Raw genomic sequence first — 20,273 nt, 5'->3', positions numbered from 1 at the left:
ACCCGCGGAAATCGGGTATCATGTCATTGCGGAGCGACCATCCGAGGGGCCTTTGAACCCGCCGCAGTGAGTTTCGAAACGGACTCTAAGGCGCGCAAAATCGGCGCATGGGATGATGAGGGGCGCCGGTTCTGTCCGGTGCCTTGGATGCCCCGAATGAACGCCCCTGTATTCCTGCTCGAAGAGCACGAAGCCGGCCCAGAGGATGATTGCATAGGGCACTTCCCGGCGACCCCTTATGGCGTCAGACTGGATCCATCTGAGTGCGTAACGCACAATACCGCGATCCTCGGCATTCTGGGTGTGGGTAAGAGCTACCTAGCGATCGAGCTTGTCGAGCGCATGATCGCTAGGGGGATCAAGGTCCTCTGCCTCGACCTCACAAACCAATATGAGACACTATTGAGTGACTTTCTTGATCCCGCATATGAGGCGATCAAGAAAGCCGAGCTTGTTGCAGCCGGTAGCGGCGGGGTCGCTCATCAGAACAAGGAGCTTGGGGGGTCTAGGAACGCATTTGTTGCGGCTGTTATCGAACAGATTCGATCGTTTCTGGATCAAGACGATGATCACTACCTCAGGATACAGAATCCGGCCCAATTACGCGTGACAAAGCAGGTGTCAGGTTGGAACGCGGATACGGCCGCATTTCAAAGGCTCACCGCGTCTGAAATAACTGCAATCTTCTCAGATGCCGCGTTACACATCTGCCAAGAGTTAGGTATGGCCGACCATGCTCGTCTCTGCCTGGTGTATGAAGAGGCACACTCGCTCGTTCCGGAATGGAATTCCGTGGCAACGGAGGGAGATAAGGCAGCTACAGCGAAAAGCGCGCGGGCAATCCTCCAAGGGCGGAAATACGGGCTCGGTTGTCTGCTGATTACGCAGCGGACCGCCAACGTAACCAAGACCATCCTCAACCAGTGCAATACCATCTTTGCCATGCGGACCTTCGATGACACAGGAAAGGACTTCCTCAGTAATTACATCGGCTCCGATTACGCTGGAATCCTCCCCTCGATGCAGGCTCGCCACGCGATCGCCTTTGGCAAGGCTTCCTCCTGCGAGAATCCGGTCCTGATTCGCCTGAATGACCAAGATGTTTTTCGTGGCCGATTTCGGCCAGACAATCCGCCCCGGCGGCCGAAGCCGATGCCTGCTGCGGTGGCCGAAGGGGGAGCGGATGTGGAAAATACCGCGCCAGCAGGAGAGGCATAGGAGCACGATTTTCGCTACCCGAAGGAAAGCAGGATTACCCATCTAGACAGGTGTTTGAAAAGATGGTGGCAAGTCAGAGACTGAACCTGCGAACCCACGCGTGAGTAGGGTGCAGTCCGCGCAGCCTGAAGCTAATGGCAGCTTGCAGGGAATTGCATCCTGTCCATGATCTTAGAAGTCGGCGCGAAGCCGCGTCAGACCAGCCAAGGGCACTCTCCTCTGAACCCTGTCACCCGCCGCGACACGCCTATTCTCCCCGCTAACCGGAGACATCATGTTCAAACCGACCACGATCTCCACCAAGGACCGGCGATGCCGGGGAGACCGAGCTCGGCACTGGCGGGCGAAATCGGATCTGCGCGTCGCGCGGTACGGCACTGTCGACGCGCTGAACGTGGTTCGTGGGCAGGTGTCCATCGCCTGATTTCGAGAGGAGATGCAGCATGGACCGATTCACCGGCGGTTGCCTGTGCGGCAACGTTCGGATCGTGGCGGCGGGACGCCCGTACCGGGTCGGCCTGTGTCACTGTCTCGACTGCCGCAAGCATCACGGGGCGCTGTTTCACGCCTCCGCGATCTTCCCGCAGGATGCGGTGACGATCGCGGGCGAAACCCGCGACTATGCCGGGCGGTTTTTCTGTCCGCGCTGCGGCTCGCCGGTCTTCGGCCGCACCGCCGACGAGATCGAGGTGAATCTCGGATCGCTGGACGCACCCGACCAACTGACGCCAACCTACGAACTCTGGACCATCCGCCGCGAGTCCTGGTTGCCGCCGTTTCCGCTGACGCGACGATACCAGCGCGACCGCGACGCCACGGGCCGCTTCGAGGAATAGGCCGCGGAACCGGCGCGACGGCGCTCTAGATCACGCCGGCGCGTTCTTTCCCCGCCACCCTGTCACCCGCCGCGACATGACCTATGATGGCGCCAAACCGGAGACATCATGGTCAAGCTGAACAAGATCTACACCCGGACCGGCGATGCCGGTGACACCGGGCTCGGCACCGGCGAGCGGCGGCCGAAATTCGACATCAGGGTCGCGAGTTATGGCACCGTCGACGAGCTGAACGCCATTGTCGGCATTGTGCGGCTTCACGCCGACGAAGCGCTCGACGCCATGCTCGCCCGCATCCAGAACGAGCTGTTCGATCTCGGCGCCGATCTCGCGACCCCCGAAACGGGCGAGCCTCTGCCCTATGAGCGGCTGGCGATCGTGCCGTCGCAGGTGGAGCGGCTGGAGCGCGAGATCGACGCCATGAACGCCCGGCTGGAGCCGCTGAAATCCTTCGTGCTGCCGGCCGGCTCGCCCGCCGCCACGCATCTGCATCATGCCCGCACCGTGGCGCGCCGGGCCGAGCGGCTGATGGTGGAGCTCGCCCGCAAGGAGGGGGAGATCGTCTCGGCGGCGGCGCTGCAATATATCAACCGCCTGTCGGACCATCTTTTCGTCGCCGCCCGTATTGCCAATGACGACGGCAAGGGCGACGTTCTGTGGGTGCCCGGCCAGAGCCGGTAAGGGGCGGGCCACAAGGCTCGCAGAGAAAAGGCAAGGCTCCCAGAAAAGGAACGCCGCGATCGTGTTCGTGCCCATCTACGACGCCAACCGGCTGCGGCGCATCCGTTTCCAGTATGTGACGGTCGGCCTGATCGTCGTGAACGTCGTCATCTATCTGGTGTTCACGGCGACCGGCGAGACCGGCGCGCTGCTCTCCGCCTACGAGATCACCTACGGCTTCATCCCGGCCGTGGTGAACGGCTACGCCGATCTGCCGCCGCACTATGTGGCGGTGCCCGAGGCGCTGAATTTCGTCACCTACGCCTTCCTGCATCTCAATTTCTGGCATCTGGCCGGCAACATGCTGTTTCTCTGGGTGTTCGGCGACAATGTCGAGGACGCCTTCGGCCATCTGCGCTTTCTCCTGTTCTATCTCGCCTGCGCGGCGGCCGGCGCCTGGCTGCATGCGATGGTCATGCCCGATTCCGAGGCGACGCTGATCGGCGCGTCCGGCGCCGTCTCCGGAGTCGCCGCGGCCTATCTGATGCTGCATCCGCGCGTCTGGGTGTGGGTGCTCGCCTTCGGCCGTATCCCGCTGTATCTGCCGGCCTGGCTGCTTTTGGCGATCTGGATCGGGTGGCAGTTCGCGCTGTTCATTGCGGGCGGCGAGGACGTCTCCTATGCGGCCCATGCCGGCGGCATTTTCGCCGGGGCGGCGCTGACGCTGGTGCTGCGTCAGAAGGGCGTTCCGCTGTTCGACAGCCGGATCGAGACGCCGCGAGCGGTGGAACTCAAGCGGAAAGACGAGCGCGGGGCTTGAAAGATGGCGGCCGGGGCGTCACTAAGCGGCCTGAGACGCAAGGGTTTTTGACACTTCCGTAACCGTCATTTATCGCATTGCGACAATCGGCTGAACTCCTCCCCATTCATTGGGCGCTCGCGAGCGGCGGATCAGGCTGAGGTTCAACGGAACAAGCGTCCGGATCGCTCCGGGTCGACCAAGGGGAGTCTTCGCCGATGAAAGTTCTCGTCGCCGTCAAGCGGGTGGTGGATTACAACGTGAAGATCCGGGTCAAGCCGGACGGATCGGGCGTCGATCTCGCCAACGTCAAGATGAGCATGAACCCGTTCGACGAGATCGCGGTGGAAGAGGCGATCCGCCTCAAGGAAGCCGGCACGGCGAGCGAGATCATCGCCGTCTCCGTCGGCCCGCAGCAGGCCCAGGAGACCATCCGCACCGCGCTGGCGATGGGCGCCGACCGCGGTATCCTGGTCAAGACCGACCAGCCGACCGAGCCGCTCGCCGTCGCCAAGATCCTCAAAGGCGTGGTCGACGCGGAAAAGCCCGACCTCGTCATCGTGGGCAAGCAGGCGATCGACGACGATTGCAACCAGACCGGCCAGATGCTCGCCGCGCTACTCGGCTGGAGCCAGGGCACCTTCGCCAACAAGGTGGAATTCGCCGACGGCCGGGCCACGGTAACGCGCGAGGTCGATGGCGGCCTGCAGACCGTCGACATCACGATGCCGGCGGTGGTCACCACCGATCTGCGCCTCAACGAGCCGCGCTACGCCTCGCTGCCGAACATCATGAAGGCGAAGAAGAAGCCGCTCGAGGAAAAGTCGCCGGACGATTACGGCGTCGACGTTGCGCCGCGCCTGGAAGTGCTGAAGACGGTCGAGCCGAAGAAGCGCGAGGCCGGCGTCAAGGTCGCCAGCGTCGACGAGCTGATCGACAAGCTGAGGAACGAGGCCGGAGTCCTCTAAAGCAAGTCCAGGAAAAGCGGCCACCGGTTTTCCGTCCGGACTTGCGACGAGACGACCGGCTCCGCCCATTGCATTCGCTGCTCCGTCCGGACCTGAGACGGAACCTGCCCTCGATCGGGAGACAATAGCATGACCACGCTTCTCATCGCCGAACACGACAATGCCGCCCTGTCCGACCAGACCGCCAAGGCGCTGGCGGCGGCGTCCCAGATGGGCGGCGACGTGCATGTCCTCGTCGCCGGCTCCGGCTCCGGCGCCGTCGCCGACGCCGCGTCGAAGCTTGGCGGCGTCGCCAAGGTGCTGCACGCCGACGCGGACGCCTACGCGCACGGCCTCGCCGAGCCGCTCGCCGACCTCATCGTCAAGCTGGCGGATGCCTATGACGCGATCGTCGCCCCGGCGACGACCTCGGGCAAGAACGTCATGCCGCGCGTCGCCGCGCTGCTCGACGTGATGCAGATTTCCGACATCGTCGCCGTCGAGGGCCCCGACACCTTCCAGCGGCCGATCTATGCCGGCAACGCCATCCAGACGGTGAAATCGGGCGACGCCAAGAAGGTGATCACGGTCCGCACCGCTGGCTTCCAGGCCACCGGCGAGGGTGGCTCAGCCTCGATCGAGGCGGTGGACGCCGCCGCCGATCCGGGCCTGTCGCGCTTCGTCGGGGAACGGCTCGCCGAAAGCGACCGGCCGGAGCTGACCAGCGCCAAGATCATCTTGTCCGGCGGCCGGGCGCTCGGCTCCAAGGAAAAGTTCGACGAATTCATCCTGCCCGTCGCCGACAAGCTCGGCGCGGCGATCGGCGCCAGCCGCGCGGCGGTGGATGCCGGCTATGCCCCGAACGACTGGCAGGTCGGCCAGACCGGCAAGGTGGTGGCGCCCGATCTCTACATCGCCGCCGGCATTTCCGGCGCGATCCAGCATCTGGCCGGCATGAAGGATTCCAAGGTGATCGTGGCGATCAACAAGGACGAGGAGGCGCCGATCTTCCAGGTCGCCGATTACGGCCTGGTCGGCGATCTCTTCCAGATCCTGCCGGAGCTGAAAGACAAGCTCTGAGCGTCGCCGCGCTGCCTTTGACGGCGGGGCGGGTGAGCACTACTGTTGCGGCGCAATAAAATCCGGGAGGCGGTAGAAGGCGAGATGGCGGACAGGATCAGCAAGGTCGGGATCGTCGGCGCGGGCCAGATGGGCGCGGGCATCGCCCATGTCGCCGCGCTCGCCGGCTATGACGTCACGCTCTACGACATCGCGGCGGATCGCACGGCGGCGGGCCTCGAGCGCGTCAGCGCCGCGCTCGACCGGCAATTGTCCTCGCAAAAGATCACCGAAGCCGAGCGCGCCGAGGCGCTGAGCCGCATCACAACCGCGACCGATCCCGCGGCTCTCGGCGGCCTTGACCTCGTCATCGAGGCGGCGACCGAGGACGAGACGGTCAAGCGCAAGATCTATCGCGACATCTGTCCGCATCTGTCCGAGGCGACGATCCTCGCCAGCAACACCTCGTCGATCTCCATCACCCGGCTCGCCTCCGCGACCGACCGGCCCGAGCGGTTCATGGGCATCCACTTCATGAATCCGGTGCCGGTGATGAAGCTGGTCGAGCTGGTGCGCGGCATCGCGACGGAGGACGCGACCTTCGAGAGCGCCAGGCAATTCGTCACCGCGCTCGACAAGACGATCACCGTCTCGGAGGATTTTCCGGCCTTCATCGTCAACCGCATCCTTCTGCCGATGATCAACGAGGCGATCTACACGCTCTACGAGGGCGTCGGCTCGGTCGAGTCCATCGATACCGCGATGCGGCTCGGCGCCAACCACCCGATGGGGCCGCTGCAGCTGGCCGATTTCATCGGTCTCGATACCTGCCTGTCGATCATGCAGGTGCTTTATGACGGGCTGGCCGATTCCAAATACCGGCCGTGCCCGCTGCTGGTGAAATACGTCGAGGCCGGCTGGCTCGGCCGCAAGACCGGCCGCGGCTTCTACGATTATCGCGGCGAGCATCCGGTCCCGACGCGGTAGGGGCGCTTTCACTGTCGGCCATTCTTACGTCGAATTGTTCGACCCTTCGACCGATCCGCCGGCCAGATGTCCATGACGCCGGCCAGATGAATCCTCTCTCGTACTGCGGCGCTGCACGGCACGCAGGATTATCCTACCGCCGGGGTTCAGATCGGCCTCGAGATTTTCGCCGGGAGCAACGCCCAGATGTTTCAGGACATCCTCAGGAAGCGTTATTCGGCCTTTCGATGTGATGATTAATGTTGTCATCGTCTTCAAGCCCGCTGCAGAACCAGCGTAAGGGAAGGCGAACTTTCCGGCAAGCGTCATAGGCGCCCCCTCACACGGCCCGCCCGCTCTCCTTGACCGCCTCGATCAGCTTCACCGCATCCGGGCTCGCCCACTCCGCTGGGCCGTTGATCGCCGCGCGGGCGCAGCCGTCGGGTCCGACCAACACCGAGACGGGCAGGCCGTAAGCCAGCCCCCGGCCCTTCAAATCGTCAAAGACGCCCATCGTTTCGTCGCGATACAGGGGCAGGGCGGTGAGCTTGGTCTCGGCGTAGAACTTCTTCGGCTTGTCGATACTGCCGGTGTCGATGTTGATCGGGATCACGGCGAAATCCTCGCCTCCCTCCTGCTGCTCCAGCGCGTCGAGCGCCGGCATCTCGAGCCGGCAGGGCACGCACCAGGTCGCCCAGAGATTGACCAGCAGCGTCTTGCCGGCAAAATTCTTCAGGCTTGCCGGCTGGCCATCGCCGTCCTCAAAGGCCATCGAAGAGATGTCGAAGGGCGCGTCGAGCGCCTGCACGGCCGCGACCTCGCCGCGCGCCGCGCCGTCGATCGCGGCGTAGATCGCCTCGTCGGCCGGGCAGGACGTGGCGGCGACTTCGTTGCCAGACCCCGTCTCGCTCACGTATAGGACGGCACCGCCCGCCGCGATGCCTGAGATCAGCGCGATCCCGGCGATGACACCGAGCCGCCGCCCGTTCGAAGCCTGTCGTGTTTCCTCGGACATACCGTCAAAAGCCCTTTCGAGTATCCATGCGCCAGAAGACCAGCAACGTTCCCAAGTCAAGCAATGCCCCCACCTCCAGCAACGCGATGTGGGGCGGTCGCTTTGCCTCCGGACCCGACGCCATCATGGAGGAGATTAACGCCTCGATCGATTTCGATCGACGGCTTTATGACGAGGATATCGCCGGTTCGAAAGCCCATGCCGCCATGTTGGCCGATCAAGGCATCATTTCGGCGGAGGATGCCAGCCAGATCATAGCGGGTCTGGAGGACATCCGCGCCGAGATCGCCGAGGGGCGCTTCACTTTCTCGCGAGAGCGCGAGGACATCCATATGAATATCGAGGCGCGGCTGGCCGAACTGATCGGCCCGGCGGCCGGCCGGTTGCACACCGCCCGTTCGCGCAACGACCAGGTCGCGGTCGATTTCCGCCTGCACGTGAAGGCGGCGTTCGGCTCGCTTGCCGAAGCGCTCGAAGCCTTCATCGGCGCGCTGCTCGACAAGGCCGAGGCGCATGCCGACACGATCATGCCCGGCTTCACCCATCTCCAGGTCGCCCAGCCGGTCACCTTCGGCCACCATTGCCTCGCCTATGTCGAAATGGCGGCCCGCGACCTGTCGCGCTGCCATGACGCGATCACCCGTCTCGACGAATGTCCGCTCGGCGCCGCCGCGCTTGCCGGCACCGGCTTTGCCATTGACCGGCACCAGACGGCGGAAGCGCTGGGCTTTCGCGAGCCGACCCGCAACTCGCTCGATTCGGTGTCCGACCGGGACTTCGCCCTGGAATTTCTCTCGGTGGCCGCGATCTGCGGCACGCATCTGTCGCGTCTCGCCGAAGAGATCGTCATCTGGTCGACGCCGCAATTCGGCTTCGTCCGGCTGTCCGACGCGTTCTCGACCGGCTCCTCGATCATGCCGCAGAAGAAGAACCCGGACGCTGCCGAACTGGTTCGGGCCAAGCCCGGCCGCATCAATGGCGCGCTGATCTCGCTGCTGACCGTGATGAAGGGGCTGCCGCTCAGCTATTCGAAGGACATGCAGGAAGACAAGGAACAGGTCTTCGACGCGATCGATTCGCTGGCCTTGGCGCTCGCCGCCGCCACCGGCATGGTCCGCGACATGACCATCGAAACCGAGGCGATGCGCCGGGCGGCCGGCCACGGCTTTTCCACCGCCACCGACCTCGCCGATTGGTTGGTGCGGGAACTGGGGCTGCCGTTCCGCGAGGCGCATCATGTGACCGGACGGGCGGTGGCGCTCGCCGAGGAGCGCGGCGTCGGGCTCGAGGATCTGCCGTTGGATCTTCTGCAAACGCTGGAGGCGCGGATCACCGACGCGGTCTATTCCGTGCTCGGCGTCGATGCTTCGGTGAACAGTCGCACCAGCTTCGGCGGCACGGCGCCCGCCAATGTCCGCGCCCAGATCGCCTATTGGCGCGATCGACTCGGCGGCAATGGCGAATAGTCGCCGCGGGTGGTGATTTCTTCGTCGCGAACCGTTATCACCGCGGTGACGGGGATCGACGGTTGGCGATGTGCTGAGGGGTGACGAGATGACGGAGCGATCGAGCCTTGCGGCCAAGCCGGTGCTGATTCTGGCTGCGCTGTCGGTTCTTGGCGGCTGCGGCGTGAAGAACCTGCCGGTGGCGCCGGACACCAACGAGGTGCCCGCCGTGGTGGCGGAACAGACCCAAGGCGGGACCACCAACGTCCTTGGCAGCGGCGAGACCGGCACAGCTGTTCGCGCCGCACGGATCTCGGATGTCCAGAACGACAATATGGTCAGCGCCGTCGAGGTCACCCGGAACAAAGACGCCTCCGGCAAACGGTTCTTCCTCGATCCGCTGCTGAATTAGGTCCGAAACCGAGCCGGGTATCCCGCTTCGACCACCGCAAGCCTTGCCATGAATCATTTCGAAATCCGGGACGGCGCCCTCCACGCCGAGGGCGTCAGTGTGGCGGCGATCGCGCGCGACGTGGGCACGCCGTTCTATTGCTATTCGACCGCGACACTGACCCGGCACTACGAGGTCTTCGCCCGCGCCTTCGCCGATATCGACGCGCTGGTCTGCTACGCCATGAAGGCGAACTCCAACCAGGCGGTGCTGGCGACGCTGGCCCGGCTCGGGGCGGGGGCGGACGTGGTGTCGGGCGGCGAATTGCTGCGCGCACTCAAGGCCGGGATTCCGCCAGAGAAGATCATGTTCTCCGGGGTCGGCAAGACCATCGAGGAGATCGATCTGGCTCTCGCCTCGCGGATCTTTTGCTTCAACGTGGAATCCGAGCCCGAGCTGGACGCGATCTCGGCCCGCGCGGCACAGGCCGGTGTCAGCGCAAATGTGTCCTTCCGCATCAATCCGGACGTCGACGCGCGCACCCACGCCAAGATCTCCACCGGCAAGAAGTCCGACAAGTTCGGCATCGCCTTCGAGCGGGCGGAAGCGGTCTACGATCGTGCCCGTTCGCTGCCGGGCATTCACGTCTCCGGCATCGACATGCATATCGGAAGCCAGATCGTCGATCTGGAGCCCTTCGACGAGGCATTCGACCGTCTCGCCGATCTGGTGCGCAAGCTGCGCGCGAAAGACCACACGATCGACCACATCGATCTTGGCGGCGGGCTCGGCGTGCCTTATCGCCGCGACAACGCGCCGCCGCCGGAGCCGCCGGCCTATGCCGAGATCGTCAAGCGGCATGTGCGCGACCTCGACTGCCAGGTGGTGTTCGAGCCCGGCCGGCTGATCGCCGCCAATGCCGGAATTCTGGTGACCAAGGTCCTCTATGTGAAGAAGGCGGAGGGCAAGATCTTCGTCATCGTCGACGCGGCGATGAACGATTTGATTCGCCCGACGCTGTATGACGCCTGGCACGACATCCATCCGGTGGTTGACGATCCCGAGGCGCTGCGGATTGTCGCCGACGTCGTCGGACCGGTCTGCGAGAGCGGCGATTTCCTCGCCAAGGACCGCGACCTGCCCAGCGTCGAAGCGGGCGATCTCGTCTATGTCTCCTCCGCCGGGGCCTATGGCGCGGTGCAGTCGGGCACGTACAATTCCCGCCCTCTGATCGCGGAAGTCATGGTCCGGGACGACGCCTTCCACGTCGTCCGCCCGCGCCAGACCATTGAGGAGTTGATCGGTCTCGACCGGCTGCCGCCGTGGCTGGAGGGGCGCGCCTGACTGCGGCCAACATGCGCTTCACACCTGCGTCACTCGCCTCGCCTTCGCCGTAAAATCCGGTAAGGTTCTCCGCACGTAAAAGGAACGAGAGCGGGCCCATGGCCGAGACCGACCGGCACAACGACTGGACCAAGGCCGGACGGATCGCGTTGACGCGGAAATTCGCCACCACGGCGCTCCTCGTCGAGCGGGTGTGGCCGCTTGTCCTGGCCTTCGCCAGTCTCGCCGGCGTCTTCCTGATTCTTTCCTGGTTCGGCCTGTTCGCGGCGATGCCGTTCTATGGCCGCGTCGCCGTTCTGGCGGTTCTGGCCGGTCTTGCCGTCGCCGCGCTGTGGTTCAACCGTGGGCTGCGGCTGCCGGCTGCCGGCGACGTCGACGCCCGGATCGAAAGCGTCAGCCGCTTGGCCCACCAGCCGCTGCGGGTGCAGGGCGACCACGCCGTCTCGGACGATCCCTTCGCTAAAGCCCTGTGGCACGAGCACCAGCGGCGCATGGCCGAGCGGCTGCGCAATCTCAGCGGCGGTTCCCCGAATACCCGGACCGAGCGGCTGGACCCGTTTGGCCTCAGGGCGCTTGTCGCGCTGCTCCTGGTCACCGCCTTCGCGTTTTCTTTCGGCCCCGGCGGCGGCCGGGTTCTCGACGCGTTCGCCCCGGCGGACGCCGAAGCGCTGACCGTCGCCCGTGTCGACGCCTGGGTGACGCCGCCGAGCTATACCGGCCGGGCGCCGATCTTCCTGACCGACGCCGGCGGCGCGGGTGACGGGCCGATCGGGGTTCCCGAGGGCAGCGTCCTGTCCGTCCGTCTGTCCGACGGTGCGGCCGCCGACCTTGTCTTCACTGCGACGGCTGAAGGCGCGGAGCCGATCACCGTCGTGCCGGTCGGGGCCGACGAAAAGGCCGAGTTGGCGGAGGATGGCGAGGCGCCGAAGCCGGCGAAGGTCGCGGCCGGTCCGCGCGAATATGCCTTCGCCCTGGAAGAAAGCGGCGAGGCGGCGCTTGCCACCGCCTTTTCGACCCTTGGCCGTTGGAATTTCACGGTGACGCCCGACGTCGATCCGGAGATCGCCTTCAAGGAGGAGCCGAGCGAGGCGCGCAACGGCGCGCTGCAGCTCGCCTACACGATCACCGACGATTACGGCGTGCGCAAAGGCCGCGCGGAGATCGTCGTCGCCGATGATGTCGTCGCCGCCAATGCCCGGCCGCTGGTCGCCGCGCCCGAGATCAACCTTGCCCTGCCCCGCCGCACCAAGGGCGCGGCCGAGGGACGCACCAGCGCTGATCTCACCGAAAGCCCTTATGCCGGGGCAAAGGTGGCGATGACGCTGGTTGCCACCGACGACGCCGGCCAGTCCGGCCGTTCCGAAACGATGCCGCTGACATTGCCCGAGCGGCGGTTCACCAATCCGCTCGCTCGCGCCGTCATCGAGCAGCGGCGAATGCTGGCGCTCGATGCGAACACGGTGCCGCGCGTGGTCGAGATGCTCGATGCGATCACCCTGCGCGGCGAGGAGTTTATCGAGAACCCGGCCGACTATCTGGCGCTGCGTGCCGCGCGCACCCGCATCGCCACCGCCTATAACGACGAGGCATTGCTGTCGTCGGTCGACTTCCTGTGGGAGATCGCCCTCGGTATCGAGGACGGTAATCTGTCGCTGGCCGAGCGGCGGCTCCGGGATGCGCGCGAACAGCTCGCCGAGGCGCTGGAGGAGGGCGCATCGGACGCCGAGATCGACCGGCTGATGCAGGAACTGCGCGAGGCGATGCGGGAATACATGCAGGCCCTGGCCGAAGCGATGCGCAACCAGCCGCCGATGAGCCAGGATCAGCTGCAGATGGGCGACATGCAGGAGCTGCGTCCGCAGGATCTGGAGCGGATGCTGGACCGGATCGAGGATCTGGCGAAATCCGGCTCCAAGGACGCCGCCCAGCAGCTTCTGTCCGAACTCCAGCAGATGATGGACAATCTCCAGGCGATGCGGCCCGGCCAGCAGCAGCAGGGCCAACAAAACGCCATGCAGCAGCAGATGAACAAGCTCGGCGAGATGCTGCAGCGCCAGCAGCAGCTGAAGGACCAGACCTTCGATCTCGGCCGCCGGCAGTTCGAGCGCCAGCAACAGGACCGCCAGCAAGGCCAGCCCGGCGAGCCTCAACAGGGCCAACCGCAGGACGGTCAAAAGGGCGAGCCGATGACCGCCGAACAGCTCCAGGAAATGATGAAGCAGCTGCAGGAGCAGCAGGGCCAGCTCCAGCAGGAACTGGAAGAATTGCAGAAGCAGCTGGAGGGCATGGGCATGGAGCCTTCCGACGGCTTCGGCGAGGCCGGTGAGGCGATGGGCAAGGCCGAAGGCGCGCTTGGCCAGGGCAACGACGGCGAGGCCGTCGGTGAGCAGGGCCGCGCCATGGAGGCGCTGCGCCGCGGCGGGCAGGACATGATGCGGCAGATGCAGGAAGCCATGCAGGGGCAGGGCAGCCAGGGCGCGCAAGGGCAGATGGGGCAGGGCTTCGGCGGCCAGCAGCAGCGCTCCGGCCGCGATCCGCTCGGCCGGCAGCGCCAGACCGAGGGACCGGATTTCGGCCAGGATGTCGGCGTGCCGGACGAGATCGACACCCAGCGTGCCCGGCGCATTCTCGACGCCATCCGCAACCGCCTCGGCGACGCCCTGTCACCGCAGCTCGAACGCGACTATCTGGAGCGGCTGCTGAAGACGCCGTAGGAGAACGGCTTCAGGAGTGGCCGCTATCCCTCGACGATCACCTCGAACCCGCCGAAGATCATGCGCTTGCCGTCGAAGGGCATGGTCCCCGCCTGCATGCGCGGGTCCTCCATCACCTTCTGCATCCCCGCGTCGCGCACCGCTTTCGATGGCCAGACGATCCAGGAAAATACCACCGTCTCGTCGGGCTTGCGCATCACGGCGGTGTGCATGGAGTTCAGCTTGCCCTCCGGCACGTCGTCGCCCCAGCAATCGGTCAGCGACAGCGCCCCGTGCTCCTTGAAGATCGCCCCCGCCTTCACGGCGTGCTCGCGAAAGGCGTCCTTGTTGGCGGTCGGGACCGCGGCGATCATTCCGTCGATATAGGCCATTGGTTTTCTCCCGGTTTGGTGTGGTTCAGGCGAAGGCGCTTTTGGCGGCGTCCCGCAGCTCTGCTTCGGTCATCGGTTCGCGCGTGGGGGTGGCGATGGACCAGCGATGCCCGAACGGGTCCTCGACGACGCCGTAGCGGTCGCCCCAGAACATGTCGGCAACGGGCATCACCACGGTCGCACCAGCGGCGACGGCCTTGGCGGTCACGGCGTCCGCGTCGTCGACGATGAGGTGCATGGTCACCGGACTGCCGCCGAGCAGCTTGGGCGATTTCAGCCCGTATTCGGGGTTTTCATCGACGAGCATGACCGACGAACCGTTGATCGAGACGCAGCCATGCATGATCTTGCCGTCCGGTCCGGGCAGGACCATCAGCTTCGTCGCGCCGAACGCCCTCTCGTAGAAGGCGATGGCGTCGGCAGCACCCCGGCAGACGAGGTGCGGGCTGACCGCGTGCATGCCGGACAACGCGGCGAGCTCGGCAGCGGATTTGGGGTTGTTGCTCATCTTTCTTCCTCCTTCACGCGTTTTCAAATGCCGCTTCCAGCGCGGCGATATCGATCTTTCCCATCGTCATCATGGCATCACGCGCCCGCATGGCGGCGGCCTTGTCGTCCGCGCCCAGCAGCCGCGGAACGGCGTCCGGCACGATCTGCCAGGAAACGCCGAATTTGTCGGTGAGCCAGGCGCAGTGCCCCGCGCTACCGCCGCCCTCAAGCAGCGCATCCCAGAGCCGATCCGTTTCAGCCTGGTCTGCGGTGAGAACGGAGATCGACGCGGCCGGCGTATGCTGGAATTGCGGCCCGGCATTCAGCGTCATGTAAGGTGCACCGGCGAGGGTGAATTCAACCACCAGCGCCGGGCCGTCCGGGCCGGGGCGCACGATGTCCTCGATCCGGCTGTCGGGCAGCAGCGAGACATAGAACTTCGCCGCGTCTTCGCCCCGGCCGTCGAACAACAGGCAGGTGCGCACCTTCGGCTTGTCGCTCATTTGTCGCCTCCCATGGCCTCTGCATTCATCCAGAACAGCTCCCAGATATGGCCGTCGGGGTCGGCGAATGCGCGGCCGTACATGAAGCCGTGGTCCTCGGCATCGCGCACCACGCCGCCGCCGTTCGCGAGCGCCATGTCCGTCAGCCGGTCGACCGCCTCGCGGCTTTCCAACTGCAGCGCGGTCAGGACTTCGCTGGTCTCGCGGGCATCGGCGATCCGCCTGGGCGTGAAGCTGGCGAACTTCTCGTGCGTCAGCAGCATGGCGAAGCAGGTATCGCTGATCCGCATGGCGAGCGCGGTGGCGTCGCTGAACTGATCGTTGAAATCGAAACCGAGCACGCTGAAAAAGCGACGCGATCGATCAAGGTCGGCGACGGGCAAATTGATATAGACGTTCATGGACGAACCGGGCTCCATCTTGTGGTGGTCCGGAATACTAAGTGGACAAGAACGTTGATGTCAACCTAATATGAGAACCATGCGCGACGATTTGCCCCTCGCCACGACCCACGAAGTCCGCGACCGCTGCCTGTGTCTGCATCTGCAGCGCGCGGCGCGGGCGATCGGACGCCGCTTCGACGAGGCGTTGAAACCGGTGGGTCTGACCAATGGTCAATATTCGCTGCTTGTCTCCCTCAACCGACCGGAGCCGCCGCGCATCGGCGACGTCGCGGCCTTGCTGGCGATGGATCGCACGACGCTGACGGCGAATCTGAAGCCGCTCGAGCGGCGGGGGCTTTTGACGATCCTGCCCGACACGAAGGACAAGCGCAGCCGCCGCCTCACGCTGACCGAGGCTGGCCGCGATCTGCTCGTCGAGGCGGTGCCGATCTGGCGGGCCACCCATGACGATGTCGATAGCCTGCTCGGCGGTCGGGACGATGCGGCTCTGCGCGGCGACCTTCTCGCGCTGACGTTTCCAGGTTGAGACCTGTCGGCGCGGGATCTGTGGTCAGGCGCAGCGGCGGATCGACAGGTTGCCCGCGTTCTCGGTTTCGTCCGATTGTTTCGCGGCTTCGCGTTCCGCCAGGATACGCCCGACTTCGCGGCGGATCTCGACGATCGAGAACGGCTTTTCAACAACGCCCTCGATGATCGCCGCGAGATCGTCCGCGGCTTCCTTCTGCTCGGCGTAGCCGGTCATCAACAGCACCGGCAGATCGGGCCAGGAGGCGCCGATCTCGTGCGCGAGTTCGATTCCGGTCATCGCCGGCATTCGGATGTCGGACAGGACGAAATCGAAATCGCCGTCGCATTCGACCAGGATATCGAGCGCCAGTTCGCCATCTTCGGCGACGGTTACCTCGTGGCCCTCGAGCCCGAGGGCCCGCGACACCAGCACGCGAACACTCGGATCGTCTTCCGCGATCAGAATTCGTGCCACTCAAAGCCTCCTGCTTTGACCATACGCAAAACCACCTTATGCCAGTAGATGTCAAAACTGACGTGTAGCTGACCAGTACATACCAATCGCTGACGAATGGTTTCGTCGCCTGTGGATTATTCGACGACGCGGCCGACGAATGGCAGCTCGCGAAAGGCGTGCCCGACATCCATGCCATAGCCGACGACGAAATGGTCGGGGCAGTCGAAGCCGACATAATCGGCCTCGATGTCGGCCTTGCGCCGCATTCGCTTGTCGAGGAGGACGGCGATCTTGACCTCCTTGGCGCCGCGCGAGCGCATCAGGTCGCGGGCGAATTTGACCGTCCGCCCCGATTCCAGGATGTCGTCGATGAGAAGGACGGTGCGGCCCTCGACGGCGCTTTCGATATCGCGCAGCACCCGCACCTCGCCGCCCTCGGTGCCCGCGCCATAGCTGGACAGCGTGATGAACTCGACTTCGGGCGCCAGGCCGGCGTGGTGCAGCGCGCGGATCAGGTCGGCGGCGAACACGAACGAGCCCTTCAGTACCGAAATCACTAGAAGGTCCGTCGACGGCGTCGCCGCGATGTCGTCGGCGACGCGCGCGACTTCCGCCGCGATCCGATCCTGGTCGAACAGGGTCGCGATCTGCTTGCCCCGGACGGTGATCATGGGCGCGGCTTTCCTACGTCGTCGAAGCGGACGCTGACGTCGCCCGCCATGCCTGCGGGAACCGCCAAGGTCGAGACGAAGCGCACCGACTGGCCGGGAGCCAGCCGTTCGATGCCGGCCCTGAGCGGCTTGGTGAGAAGATCGCCCCCCGGCCCGGTCAGCACGATGCGGAGCGGCGGAAGCAGCGCCGCCGTCGCCGTTTCGTTGGCCACGATCCCGGCAACCGAAAGAACGGCGCCGTCGCCGCGCGGCGCGATATTCGCCTCGATGTCACGGAGCAGGAGGCCGGAAAGGCTCGAATCGGCCAAAGGCGCGGCGATCGGAGATCGCGGGGTGGACAACAGCAGCGCGGGAACGGCGAAAAGGCCGATCAGAAATCCGCTGACGACCAGGGCTGCGTTGCGGAATCGCATGGCACGGGCGCGGGCCAGGATCGATCGCTCCGCCGCTTCGGACGGGGCTGGGGAGACGAAATGGGAGGGCGCGAAGGCTTGGGAGAAGAGGTCGGGTGCTAAGTCGCGCGGGCCGGAGAATCCGGTCTCGCCGCGGAATGCCCGCGTGCCGCGCTGTCCGAAAAACGCCCGCGCCGGCGATGGCTCGGCGTCGTCGGGCTCGATCGTCAGACCGCGGCGCGCCGCCTCGATCTCCGCGGCGGACTTTTGCAGCGTCCGGCGGGTCGTCACCTCGGCCGTTCCATCGATGAGCGGACCGGCGATCTTGCCGGAAAGCGCGCTTCGTCGTCCCGCCGGCGTTCGGCCCGCCGTTGCCTGGGATGTGCCGCCAAACTCGGTCATCGCATCCTCTGTTTTGCCTTGTTTAGGAACCGGTAAGGAATCATGCTTAACAAACCGTGAAGCCACGCCGTTCGCGGTGCGGGGTTGACGTTTGCGCGACCAACAAACAACACAGTCGCACGCATTCTGGGCGGACGACAACGACGAGATGGGAGCGCTCCGACGTGATTCGGTTCGAAAATGTCGGGCTGCGATACGATATGGGGCCGGAGGTGCTTCGCGACCTCTCCTTCGAGGTCAAGCGGCAGTCTTTCCAGTTCCTGACGGGCCCGTCCGGGGCGGGCAAGACCAGCCTTTTGCGCATGCTGTTTCTCGCGCTCAAGCCCACCCGCGGCCTGATCACGGTTCTCGGCCGCGACGCCTCCACGCTGGCGCGCAAGGACCTGCCGTCGATTAGGCGGCGGATCGGGGTCGTCTTCCAGGATTTCCGCCTGCTCGAGCATCTGACCACCTACGAGAACGTGGCGCTGCCGCTGCGCGTGCGCGGCAAGGACGAGGCCTCTTATCGGCAGGACGTCATCGACCTGATCAAATGGGTCGGCCTGGGCGAGCGGCTGAATGCATCGCCGGTGGTTCTGTCGGGCGGCGAAAAGCAGCGCGCCGCGATTGCCCGCGCGCTGATCGACCAGCCGGACATCCTGTTGGCCGACGAGCCGACCGGCAATGTCGATCCACCGCTGGCCCGCCGGTTGCTGCGGCTCTTTCTCGAACTCAACCGAACCGGGACGGCGGTGGTCATCGCCACGCACGACCTCGACCTGATGGAGCAGGTCTCCGCCCGCCGCCTGGTTCTCTCCGACGGCCGTCTGGACATCTATGATTGAATTGACGGAACGATGGGTGGATTTTCGCGCATTCGTCGCGCGCCTCGCCGGGCGGCCGGGCCGCGAGCACCAAACCCCGATCGTGCCGCCGGCGAACGTCGCCGGACGGGCGCTGATGACGGTGATCGCCATCATGACGTTTCTCGCCAGCCTCACGGTCGGCGCCGTCACCCTCGTCTCAGACACCGCCTCCCAATGGCAGAACGACATTTCTCGCGAGATCACCGTTCAGGTGAAGCCGGAAGAGGGCCTCGACATGGCGGCGACGCTTGTCGCCATTCGCGATCTGGCGCTGGCGACGCCGGGTATCGCCGATGCGACGATCCTCGATGATGCCGCGACCGCGCGGCTCTTGGAGCCGTGGCTGGGAGAAGGTCTCAATATCGACGATCTGCCGGTGCCGCGCCTCGTGATCATCACCATCGACGAGGACGCGCCGCCGGATTTCTTCGCGCTGGCGACGCGGCTGCGCGCTGCGGTTCCCGCGGCCGAGCTCGATGATCACCGGGCGTGGGTGTCGCGCCTCGTCACCATGGCGCGGGCGACAGTCTTCGTTGGCGTCGCGGTGCTGACGCTGGTCCTGATCGCAACGGTGCTCACCGTCGTTTTTGCCACCCGCGGCGCGATGTCGGGCAATCGCCAGATCATCGAGGTGCTGCATTTCGTCGGCGCCCGGTCGTCCTTCATCGCAGGCGAGTTCGAGCGGCATTTCCTCCGCCTCGGGCTCGTCGGGGCGGTGGCTGGCGGGGCGGTGGCCCTGGTCCTTTTCGCCGCCATGGGGATGTGGACGACAAGCAACCGCGCAACTCCAGAGGCCGACCAGATCAGCGCGCTGTTCGGGTCGTTTTCCATTGGCTGGATGGGGTATGTCGGGGTCGTCGTGCTGATTGCAACCGTCGGGGGATTGACCGCGTTTACGTCTCGCCTGACGGTCATGCGCCATCTGGCGGCGATCGACATGCTTTCGCCGGTGGAGCGGTAAGATGTCGTTAACCATGTTGTCACAAGCTCTGCGGAACGCCGCCGACAAAGGTTTGCCTACACGATGCCGCATTCAGGGACGACAATCGTAAGATGACAATGGCGGCTTGGTCTCCCGAGGTGGAAGCCGGCGGCGTCCGGCTATCACGGCGCATGCGGCGTTCCCCTGGCCGGCGGCGTGTCATGCTAACGTTCGCCGCCTTGTTCGCGATGGGCGTGGGATATCTGGCCGGTGGGTTCCTGCGTTTTACCGAGGAGGTCAGCCTGCTGTCGCGCCCCGGACCGGTCGAACCCGCCGACGGTATCGTGGTCTTGACCGGCGGCGCGCTTCGGATCGATCAGGCGATCGACCTGCTCAGGCAAGGCCGTGGCCGGCGTCTTCTCATCAGCGGCGTCAATCCGGACACCAGTGCCAAGACGCTGGCGCGCATGACCGGCACCGATCCCTCCTGGTTCGACTGCTGCGTCGACATCGACCGTGCAGCGCTGACGACCGTGGGCAATGCCGAGATTGCCAGCCGATGGGCCCGCGAACACGGCTTCCAGGATCTGATCCTGGTGACCAGCGACTATCATATGCCGCGCTCGCTGCGCGAGTTCGCGCGCATCGATACGCTGCGCTCGGTTACCCCTTACGCCGTCAGGCGCAATGATCTGTGGCGCGCCAACCAGTTGCCGAACGGCGTCGGCGCGCGGGTCCTGGTCACCGAATATATCAAACTGGTAGCAGCCCGGGCCAGCTTCATCCTCGGCCTCGGTCAGCCCGACGCGGTTTCCACCCAATTTGCGCGCATCGATCCCTGAAGGGGAAATGGCCATCGTCGCGCACCTGGATCGTCCGCGATCGGGGCGCGTCTCTCGATTTTCTGATGTCGACG

Annotated in this window: 25 protein-coding genes; 16 read left to right on the top strand and 9 right to left on the bottom strand. The window is 65.2% G+C overall.

Annotated elements, in window-relative coordinates:
• Nucleotides 1-156 precede the first annotated feature (156 nt).
• The 8 genes from VQ044_RS16430 (at nt 157) to VQ044_RS16395 (ending at nt 6,506) form a co-directional block, all read left to right on the top strand.
• Nucleotides 157-1,218, top strand: a complete 1,062-nt coding sequence (locus VQ044_RS16430) for an ATP-binding protein (RefSeq protein WP_327648245.1) — start codon at nt 157-159, stop codon at nt 1,216-1,218.
• Nucleotides 1,219-1,492: 274 nt separating this feature from the next.
• Entirely contained in the window at nt 1,493-1,642 is a 150-nt protein-coding gene (locus VQ044_RS16425; RefSeq protein WP_327648243.1) for a hypothetical protein, read from the top strand.
• A gap of 19 nt (nt 1,643-1,661) precedes the next feature.
• Nucleotides 1,662-2,054: a GFA family protein gene (locus VQ044_RS16420; RefSeq protein ID WP_327648241.1), complete on the top strand. Its 393-nt coding sequence runs from the start codon at nt 1,662-1,664 to the stop codon at nt 2,052-2,054.
• Nucleotides 2,055-2,162: 108 nt separating this feature from the next.
• A complete protein-coding gene (locus VQ044_RS16415; RefSeq protein ID WP_327648239.1) occupies nt 2,163-2,735 on the top strand; it encodes a cob(I)yrinic acid a,c-diamide adenosyltransferase in 573 nt (190 codons plus the stop codon).
• A 61-nt stretch (nt 2,736-2,796) separates the two neighbouring features.
• Nucleotides 2,797-3,534 carry a rhomboid family intramembrane serine protease gene (locus tag VQ044_RS16410; protein ID WP_327648237.1) on the top strand — a complete coding sequence of 246 codons (738 nt, stop codon included), beginning with the start codon at nt 2,797-2,799 and terminating at the stop codon, nt 3,532-3,534.
• Between the two features lie 197 nt (nt 3,535-3,731).
• The gene (locus VQ044_RS16405; RefSeq protein WP_327648235.1) at nt 3,732-4,481 is read left to right on the top strand and encodes an electron transfer flavoprotein subunit beta/FixA family protein; all 750 of its coding nucleotides are present in this window, start codon (nt 3,732-3,734) and stop codon (nt 4,479-4,481) included.
• Between the two features lie 129 nt (nt 4,482-4,610).
• Complete coding sequence (locus tag VQ044_RS16400) at nt 4,611-5,540, top strand: electron transfer flavoprotein subunit alpha/FixB family protein (RefSeq protein ID WP_327648233.1); 930 nt, start codon at nt 4,611-4,613, stop codon at nt 5,538-5,540.
• Between the two features lie 84 nt (nt 5,541-5,624).
• Nucleotides 5,625-6,506, top strand: a complete 882-nt coding sequence (locus tag VQ044_RS16395) for a 3-hydroxybutyryl-CoA dehydrogenase (protein ID WP_327648231.1) — start codon at nt 5,625-5,627, stop codon at nt 6,504-6,506.
• 24 nt (nt 6,507-6,530) lie between these two features.
• On the opposite strand, the gene VQ044_RS16390 is transcribed toward VQ044_RS16395, so the two are convergent.
• Nucleotides 6,531-6,815, bottom strand: a complete 285-nt coding sequence (locus tag VQ044_RS16390; protein ID WP_327648229.1) for an AbrB/MazE/SpoVT family DNA-binding domain-containing protein — start codon at nt 6,813-6,815, stop codon at nt 6,531-6,533.
• Nucleotides 6,816-6,825: 10 nt separating this feature from the next.
• Nucleotides 6,826-7,500: a thiol:disulfide interchange protein TlpA gene (gene tlpA / locus VQ044_RS16385; protein WP_327648228.1), complete on the bottom strand. Its 675-nt coding sequence runs from the start codon at nt 7,498-7,500 to the stop codon at nt 6,826-6,828.
• Between the two features lie 26 nt (nt 7,501-7,526).
• Here tlpA and argH point away from each other — a divergent pair, with 26 nt between their 5' ends.
• From argH to VQ044_RS16365, 4 genes are all read left to right on the top strand, one after another.
• Nucleotides 7,527-8,966, top strand: coding sequence for an argininosuccinate lyase (gene argH, locus VQ044_RS16380; RefSeq protein WP_327648227.1), 1,440 nt, complete (start codon nt 7,527-7,529; stop codon nt 8,964-8,966).
• Between the two features lie 88 nt (nt 8,967-9,054).
• Entirely contained in the window at nt 9,055-9,357 is a 303-nt protein-coding gene (locus tag VQ044_RS16375) for a hypothetical protein (protein WP_327648225.1), read from the top strand.
• 48 nt (nt 9,358-9,405) lie between these two features.
• On the top strand, nt 9,406-10,680 hold the full coding sequence (lysA, locus tag VQ044_RS16370; RefSeq protein WP_327648224.1) for a diaminopimelate decarboxylase: 1,275 nt from the start codon (nt 9,406-9,408) through the stop codon (nt 10,678-10,680).
• 98 nt (nt 10,681-10,778) lie between these two features.
• Nucleotides 10,779-13,394, top strand: coding sequence for a TIGR02302 family protein (locus VQ044_RS16365; RefSeq protein WP_327648222.1), 2,616 nt, complete (start codon nt 10,779-10,781; stop codon nt 13,392-13,394).
• A gap of 23 nt (nt 13,395-13,417) precedes the next feature.
• Here VQ044_RS16365 and VQ044_RS16360 read toward each other — a convergent pair whose 3' ends face one another.
• From VQ044_RS16360 to VQ044_RS16345, 4 genes are read right to left on the bottom strand one after another with little or no spacing between them, the layout of a single operon-like run.
• Nucleotides 13,418-13,765, bottom strand: coding sequence for a DUF1428 domain-containing protein (locus tag VQ044_RS16360; protein WP_327648220.1), 348 nt, complete (start codon nt 13,763-13,765; stop codon nt 13,418-13,420).
• A gap of 25 nt (nt 13,766-13,790) precedes the next feature.
• Nucleotides 13,791-14,273 carry a VOC family protein gene (locus VQ044_RS16355; RefSeq protein WP_327648218.1) on the bottom strand — a complete coding sequence of 161 codons (483 nt, stop codon included), beginning with the start codon at nt 14,271-14,273 and terminating at the stop codon, nt 13,791-13,793.
• Nucleotides 14,274-14,286: 13 nt separating this feature from the next.
• Nucleotides 14,287-14,757, bottom strand: coding sequence for a VOC family protein (locus tag VQ044_RS16350; protein WP_327648216.1), 471 nt, complete (start codon nt 14,755-14,757; stop codon nt 14,287-14,289).
• Nucleotides 14,754-15,140, bottom strand: coding sequence for a VOC family protein (locus tag VQ044_RS16345; protein WP_442872936.1), 387 nt, complete (start codon nt 15,138-15,140; stop codon nt 14,754-14,756). Before VQ044_RS16345 ends, VQ044_RS16350 begins: the two co-directional genes overlap by 4 nt.
• A 97-nt stretch (nt 15,141-15,237) precedes the next feature.
• Here VQ044_RS16345 and VQ044_RS16340 point away from each other — a divergent pair, with 97 nt between their 5' ends.
• Nucleotides 15,238-15,687 carry a MarR family winged helix-turn-helix transcriptional regulator gene (locus VQ044_RS16340; protein WP_327648213.1) on the top strand — a complete coding sequence of 150 codons (450 nt, stop codon included), beginning with the start codon at nt 15,238-15,240 and terminating at the stop codon, nt 15,685-15,687.
• 24 nt (nt 15,688-15,711) lie between these two features.
• Here the strand turns inward: VQ044_RS16340 and VQ044_RS16335 are convergent, their stop codons facing one another.
• The 3 genes from VQ044_RS16335 to VQ044_RS16325 form a co-directional block, all read right to left on the bottom strand.
• Nucleotides 15,712-16,143 (bottom strand): response regulator, encoded by a 432-nt coding sequence (locus VQ044_RS16335; protein ID WP_327648211.1) that lies wholly within the window; start codon nt 16,141-16,143, stop codon nt 15,712-15,714.
• 116 nt (nt 16,144-16,259) lie between these two features.
• Complete coding sequence (gene hpt / locus VQ044_RS16330) at nt 16,260-16,796, bottom strand: hypoxanthine phosphoribosyltransferase (RefSeq protein WP_327648209.1); 537 nt, start codon at nt 16,794-16,796, stop codon at nt 16,260-16,262.
• Nucleotides 16,793-17,590 (bottom strand): hypothetical protein, encoded by a 798-nt coding sequence (locus VQ044_RS16325; protein WP_327648207.1) that lies wholly within the window; start codon nt 17,588-17,590, stop codon nt 16,793-16,795. Before VQ044_RS16325 ends, hpt begins: the two co-directional genes overlap by 4 nt.
• 164 nt (nt 17,591-17,754) lie before the next feature.
• On the opposite strand from VQ044_RS16325, the gene ftsE reads away from it, so the two are divergent.
• From ftsE to VQ044_RS16310, 3 genes are all read left to right on the top strand, one after another.
• Nucleotides 17,755-18,414, top strand: a complete 660-nt coding sequence (gene ftsE / locus VQ044_RS16320; RefSeq protein ID WP_327624763.1) for a cell division ATP-binding protein FtsE — start codon at nt 17,755-17,757, stop codon at nt 18,412-18,414.
• Nucleotides 18,407-19,396 (top strand): cell division protein FtsX, encoded by a 990-nt coding sequence (locus VQ044_RS16315; protein WP_327651088.1) that lies wholly within the window; start codon nt 18,407-18,409, stop codon nt 19,394-19,396. The genes ftsE and VQ044_RS16315 overlap by 8 nt, the downstream gene beginning before the upstream one ends.
• Nucleotides 19,397-19,578: 182 nt before the next feature.
• Nucleotides 19,579-20,199 carry a YdcF family protein gene (locus tag VQ044_RS16310; protein ID WP_327648206.1) on the top strand — a complete coding sequence of 207 codons (621 nt, stop codon included), beginning with the start codon at nt 19,579-19,581 and terminating at the stop codon, nt 20,197-20,199.
• Nucleotides 20,200-20,273 lie beyond the last annotated feature (74 nt).

Origin of the sequence: Aurantimonas sp. C2-5-R2 (assembly GCF_036549495.1) — a bacterium.
GTDB classification, from domain to species: domain Bacteria; phylum Pseudomonadota; class Alphaproteobacteria; order Rhizobiales; family Rhizobiaceae; genus Aurantimonas; species Aurantimonas coralicida_A.
This window is presented reverse-complemented; position numbering and strand designations above follow the sequence as displayed.

Coding starts and splice junctions, on each gene's coding strand:
- VQ044_RS16415 (WP_327648239.1), top strand. CDS start 2,163: ATGGTCAAGCTGAACAAGATCTACACCCGGACCGGCGATGCCGGTGAC.
- VQ044_RS16310 (WP_327648206.1), top strand. CDS start 19,579: ATGCTAACGTTCGCCGCCTTGTTCGCGATGGGCGTGGGATATCTGGCC.
- VQ044_RS16390 (WP_327648229.1), bottom strand. CDS start 6,815: ATGACGCTTGCCGGAAAGTTCGCCTTCCCTTACGCTGGTTCTGCAGCG.
- hpt (WP_327648209.1), bottom strand. CDS start 16,796: ATGATCACCGTCCGGGGCAAGCAGATCGCGACCCTGTTCGACCAGGAT.
- VQ044_RS16375 (WP_327648225.1), top strand. CDS start 9,055: ATGACGGAGCGATCGAGCCTTGCGGCCAAGCCGGTGCTGATTCTGGCT.
- VQ044_RS16420 (WP_327648241.1), top strand. CDS start 1,662: ATGGACCGATTCACCGGCGGTTGCCTGTGCGGCAACGTTCGGATCGTG.
- VQ044_RS16365 (WP_327648222.1), top strand. CDS start 10,779: ATGGCCGAGACCGACCGGCACAACGACTGGACCAAGGCCGGACGGATC.
- VQ044_RS16325 (WP_327648207.1), bottom strand. CDS start 17,590: ATGACCGAGTTTGGCGGCACATCCCAGGCAACGGCGGGCCGAACGCCG.
- VQ044_RS16355 (WP_327648218.1), bottom strand. CDS start 14,273: ATGAGCAACAACCCCAAATCCGCTGCCGAGCTCGCCGCGTTGTCCGGC.
- VQ044_RS16430 (WP_327648245.1), top strand. CDS start 157: ATGAACGCCCCTGTATTCCTGCTCGAAGAGCACGAAGCCGGCCCAGAG.
- tlpA (WP_327648228.1), bottom strand. CDS start 7,500: ATGTCCGAGGAAACACGACAGGCTTCGAACGGGCGGCGGCTCGGTGTC.
- VQ044_RS16340 (WP_327648213.1), top strand. CDS start 15,238: ATGCGCGACGATTTGCCCCTCGCCACGACCCACGAAGTCCGCGACCGC.
- lysA (WP_327648224.1), top strand. CDS start 9,406: ATGAATCATTTCGAAATCCGGGACGGCGCCCTCCACGCCGAGGGCGTC.
- VQ044_RS16400 (WP_327648233.1), top strand. CDS start 4,611: ATGACCACGCTTCTCATCGCCGAACACGACAATGCCGCCCTGTCCGAC.
- VQ044_RS16315 (WP_327651088.1), top strand. CDS start 18,407: ATGATTGAATTGACGGAACGATGGGTGGATTTTCGCGCATTCGTCGCG.
- VQ044_RS16405 (WP_327648235.1), top strand. CDS start 3,732: ATGAAAGTTCTCGTCGCCGTCAAGCGGGTGGTGGATTACAACGTGAAG.
- VQ044_RS16360 (WP_327648220.1), bottom strand. CDS start 13,765: ATGGCCTATATCGACGGAATGATCGCCGCGGTCCCGACCGCCAACAAG.
- argH (WP_327648227.1), top strand. CDS start 7,527: ATGCGCCAGAAGACCAGCAACGTTCCCAAGTCAAGCAATGCCCCCACC.
- VQ044_RS16425 (WP_327648243.1), top strand. CDS start 1,493: ATGTTCAAACCGACCACGATCTCCACCAAGGACCGGCGATGCCGGGGA.
- VQ044_RS16395 (WP_327648231.1), top strand. CDS start 5,625: ATGGCGGACAGGATCAGCAAGGTCGGGATCGTCGGCGCGGGCCAGATG.
- VQ044_RS16350 (WP_327648216.1), bottom strand. CDS start 14,757: ATGAGCGACAAGCCGAAGGTGCGCACCTGCCTGTTGTTCGACGGCCGG.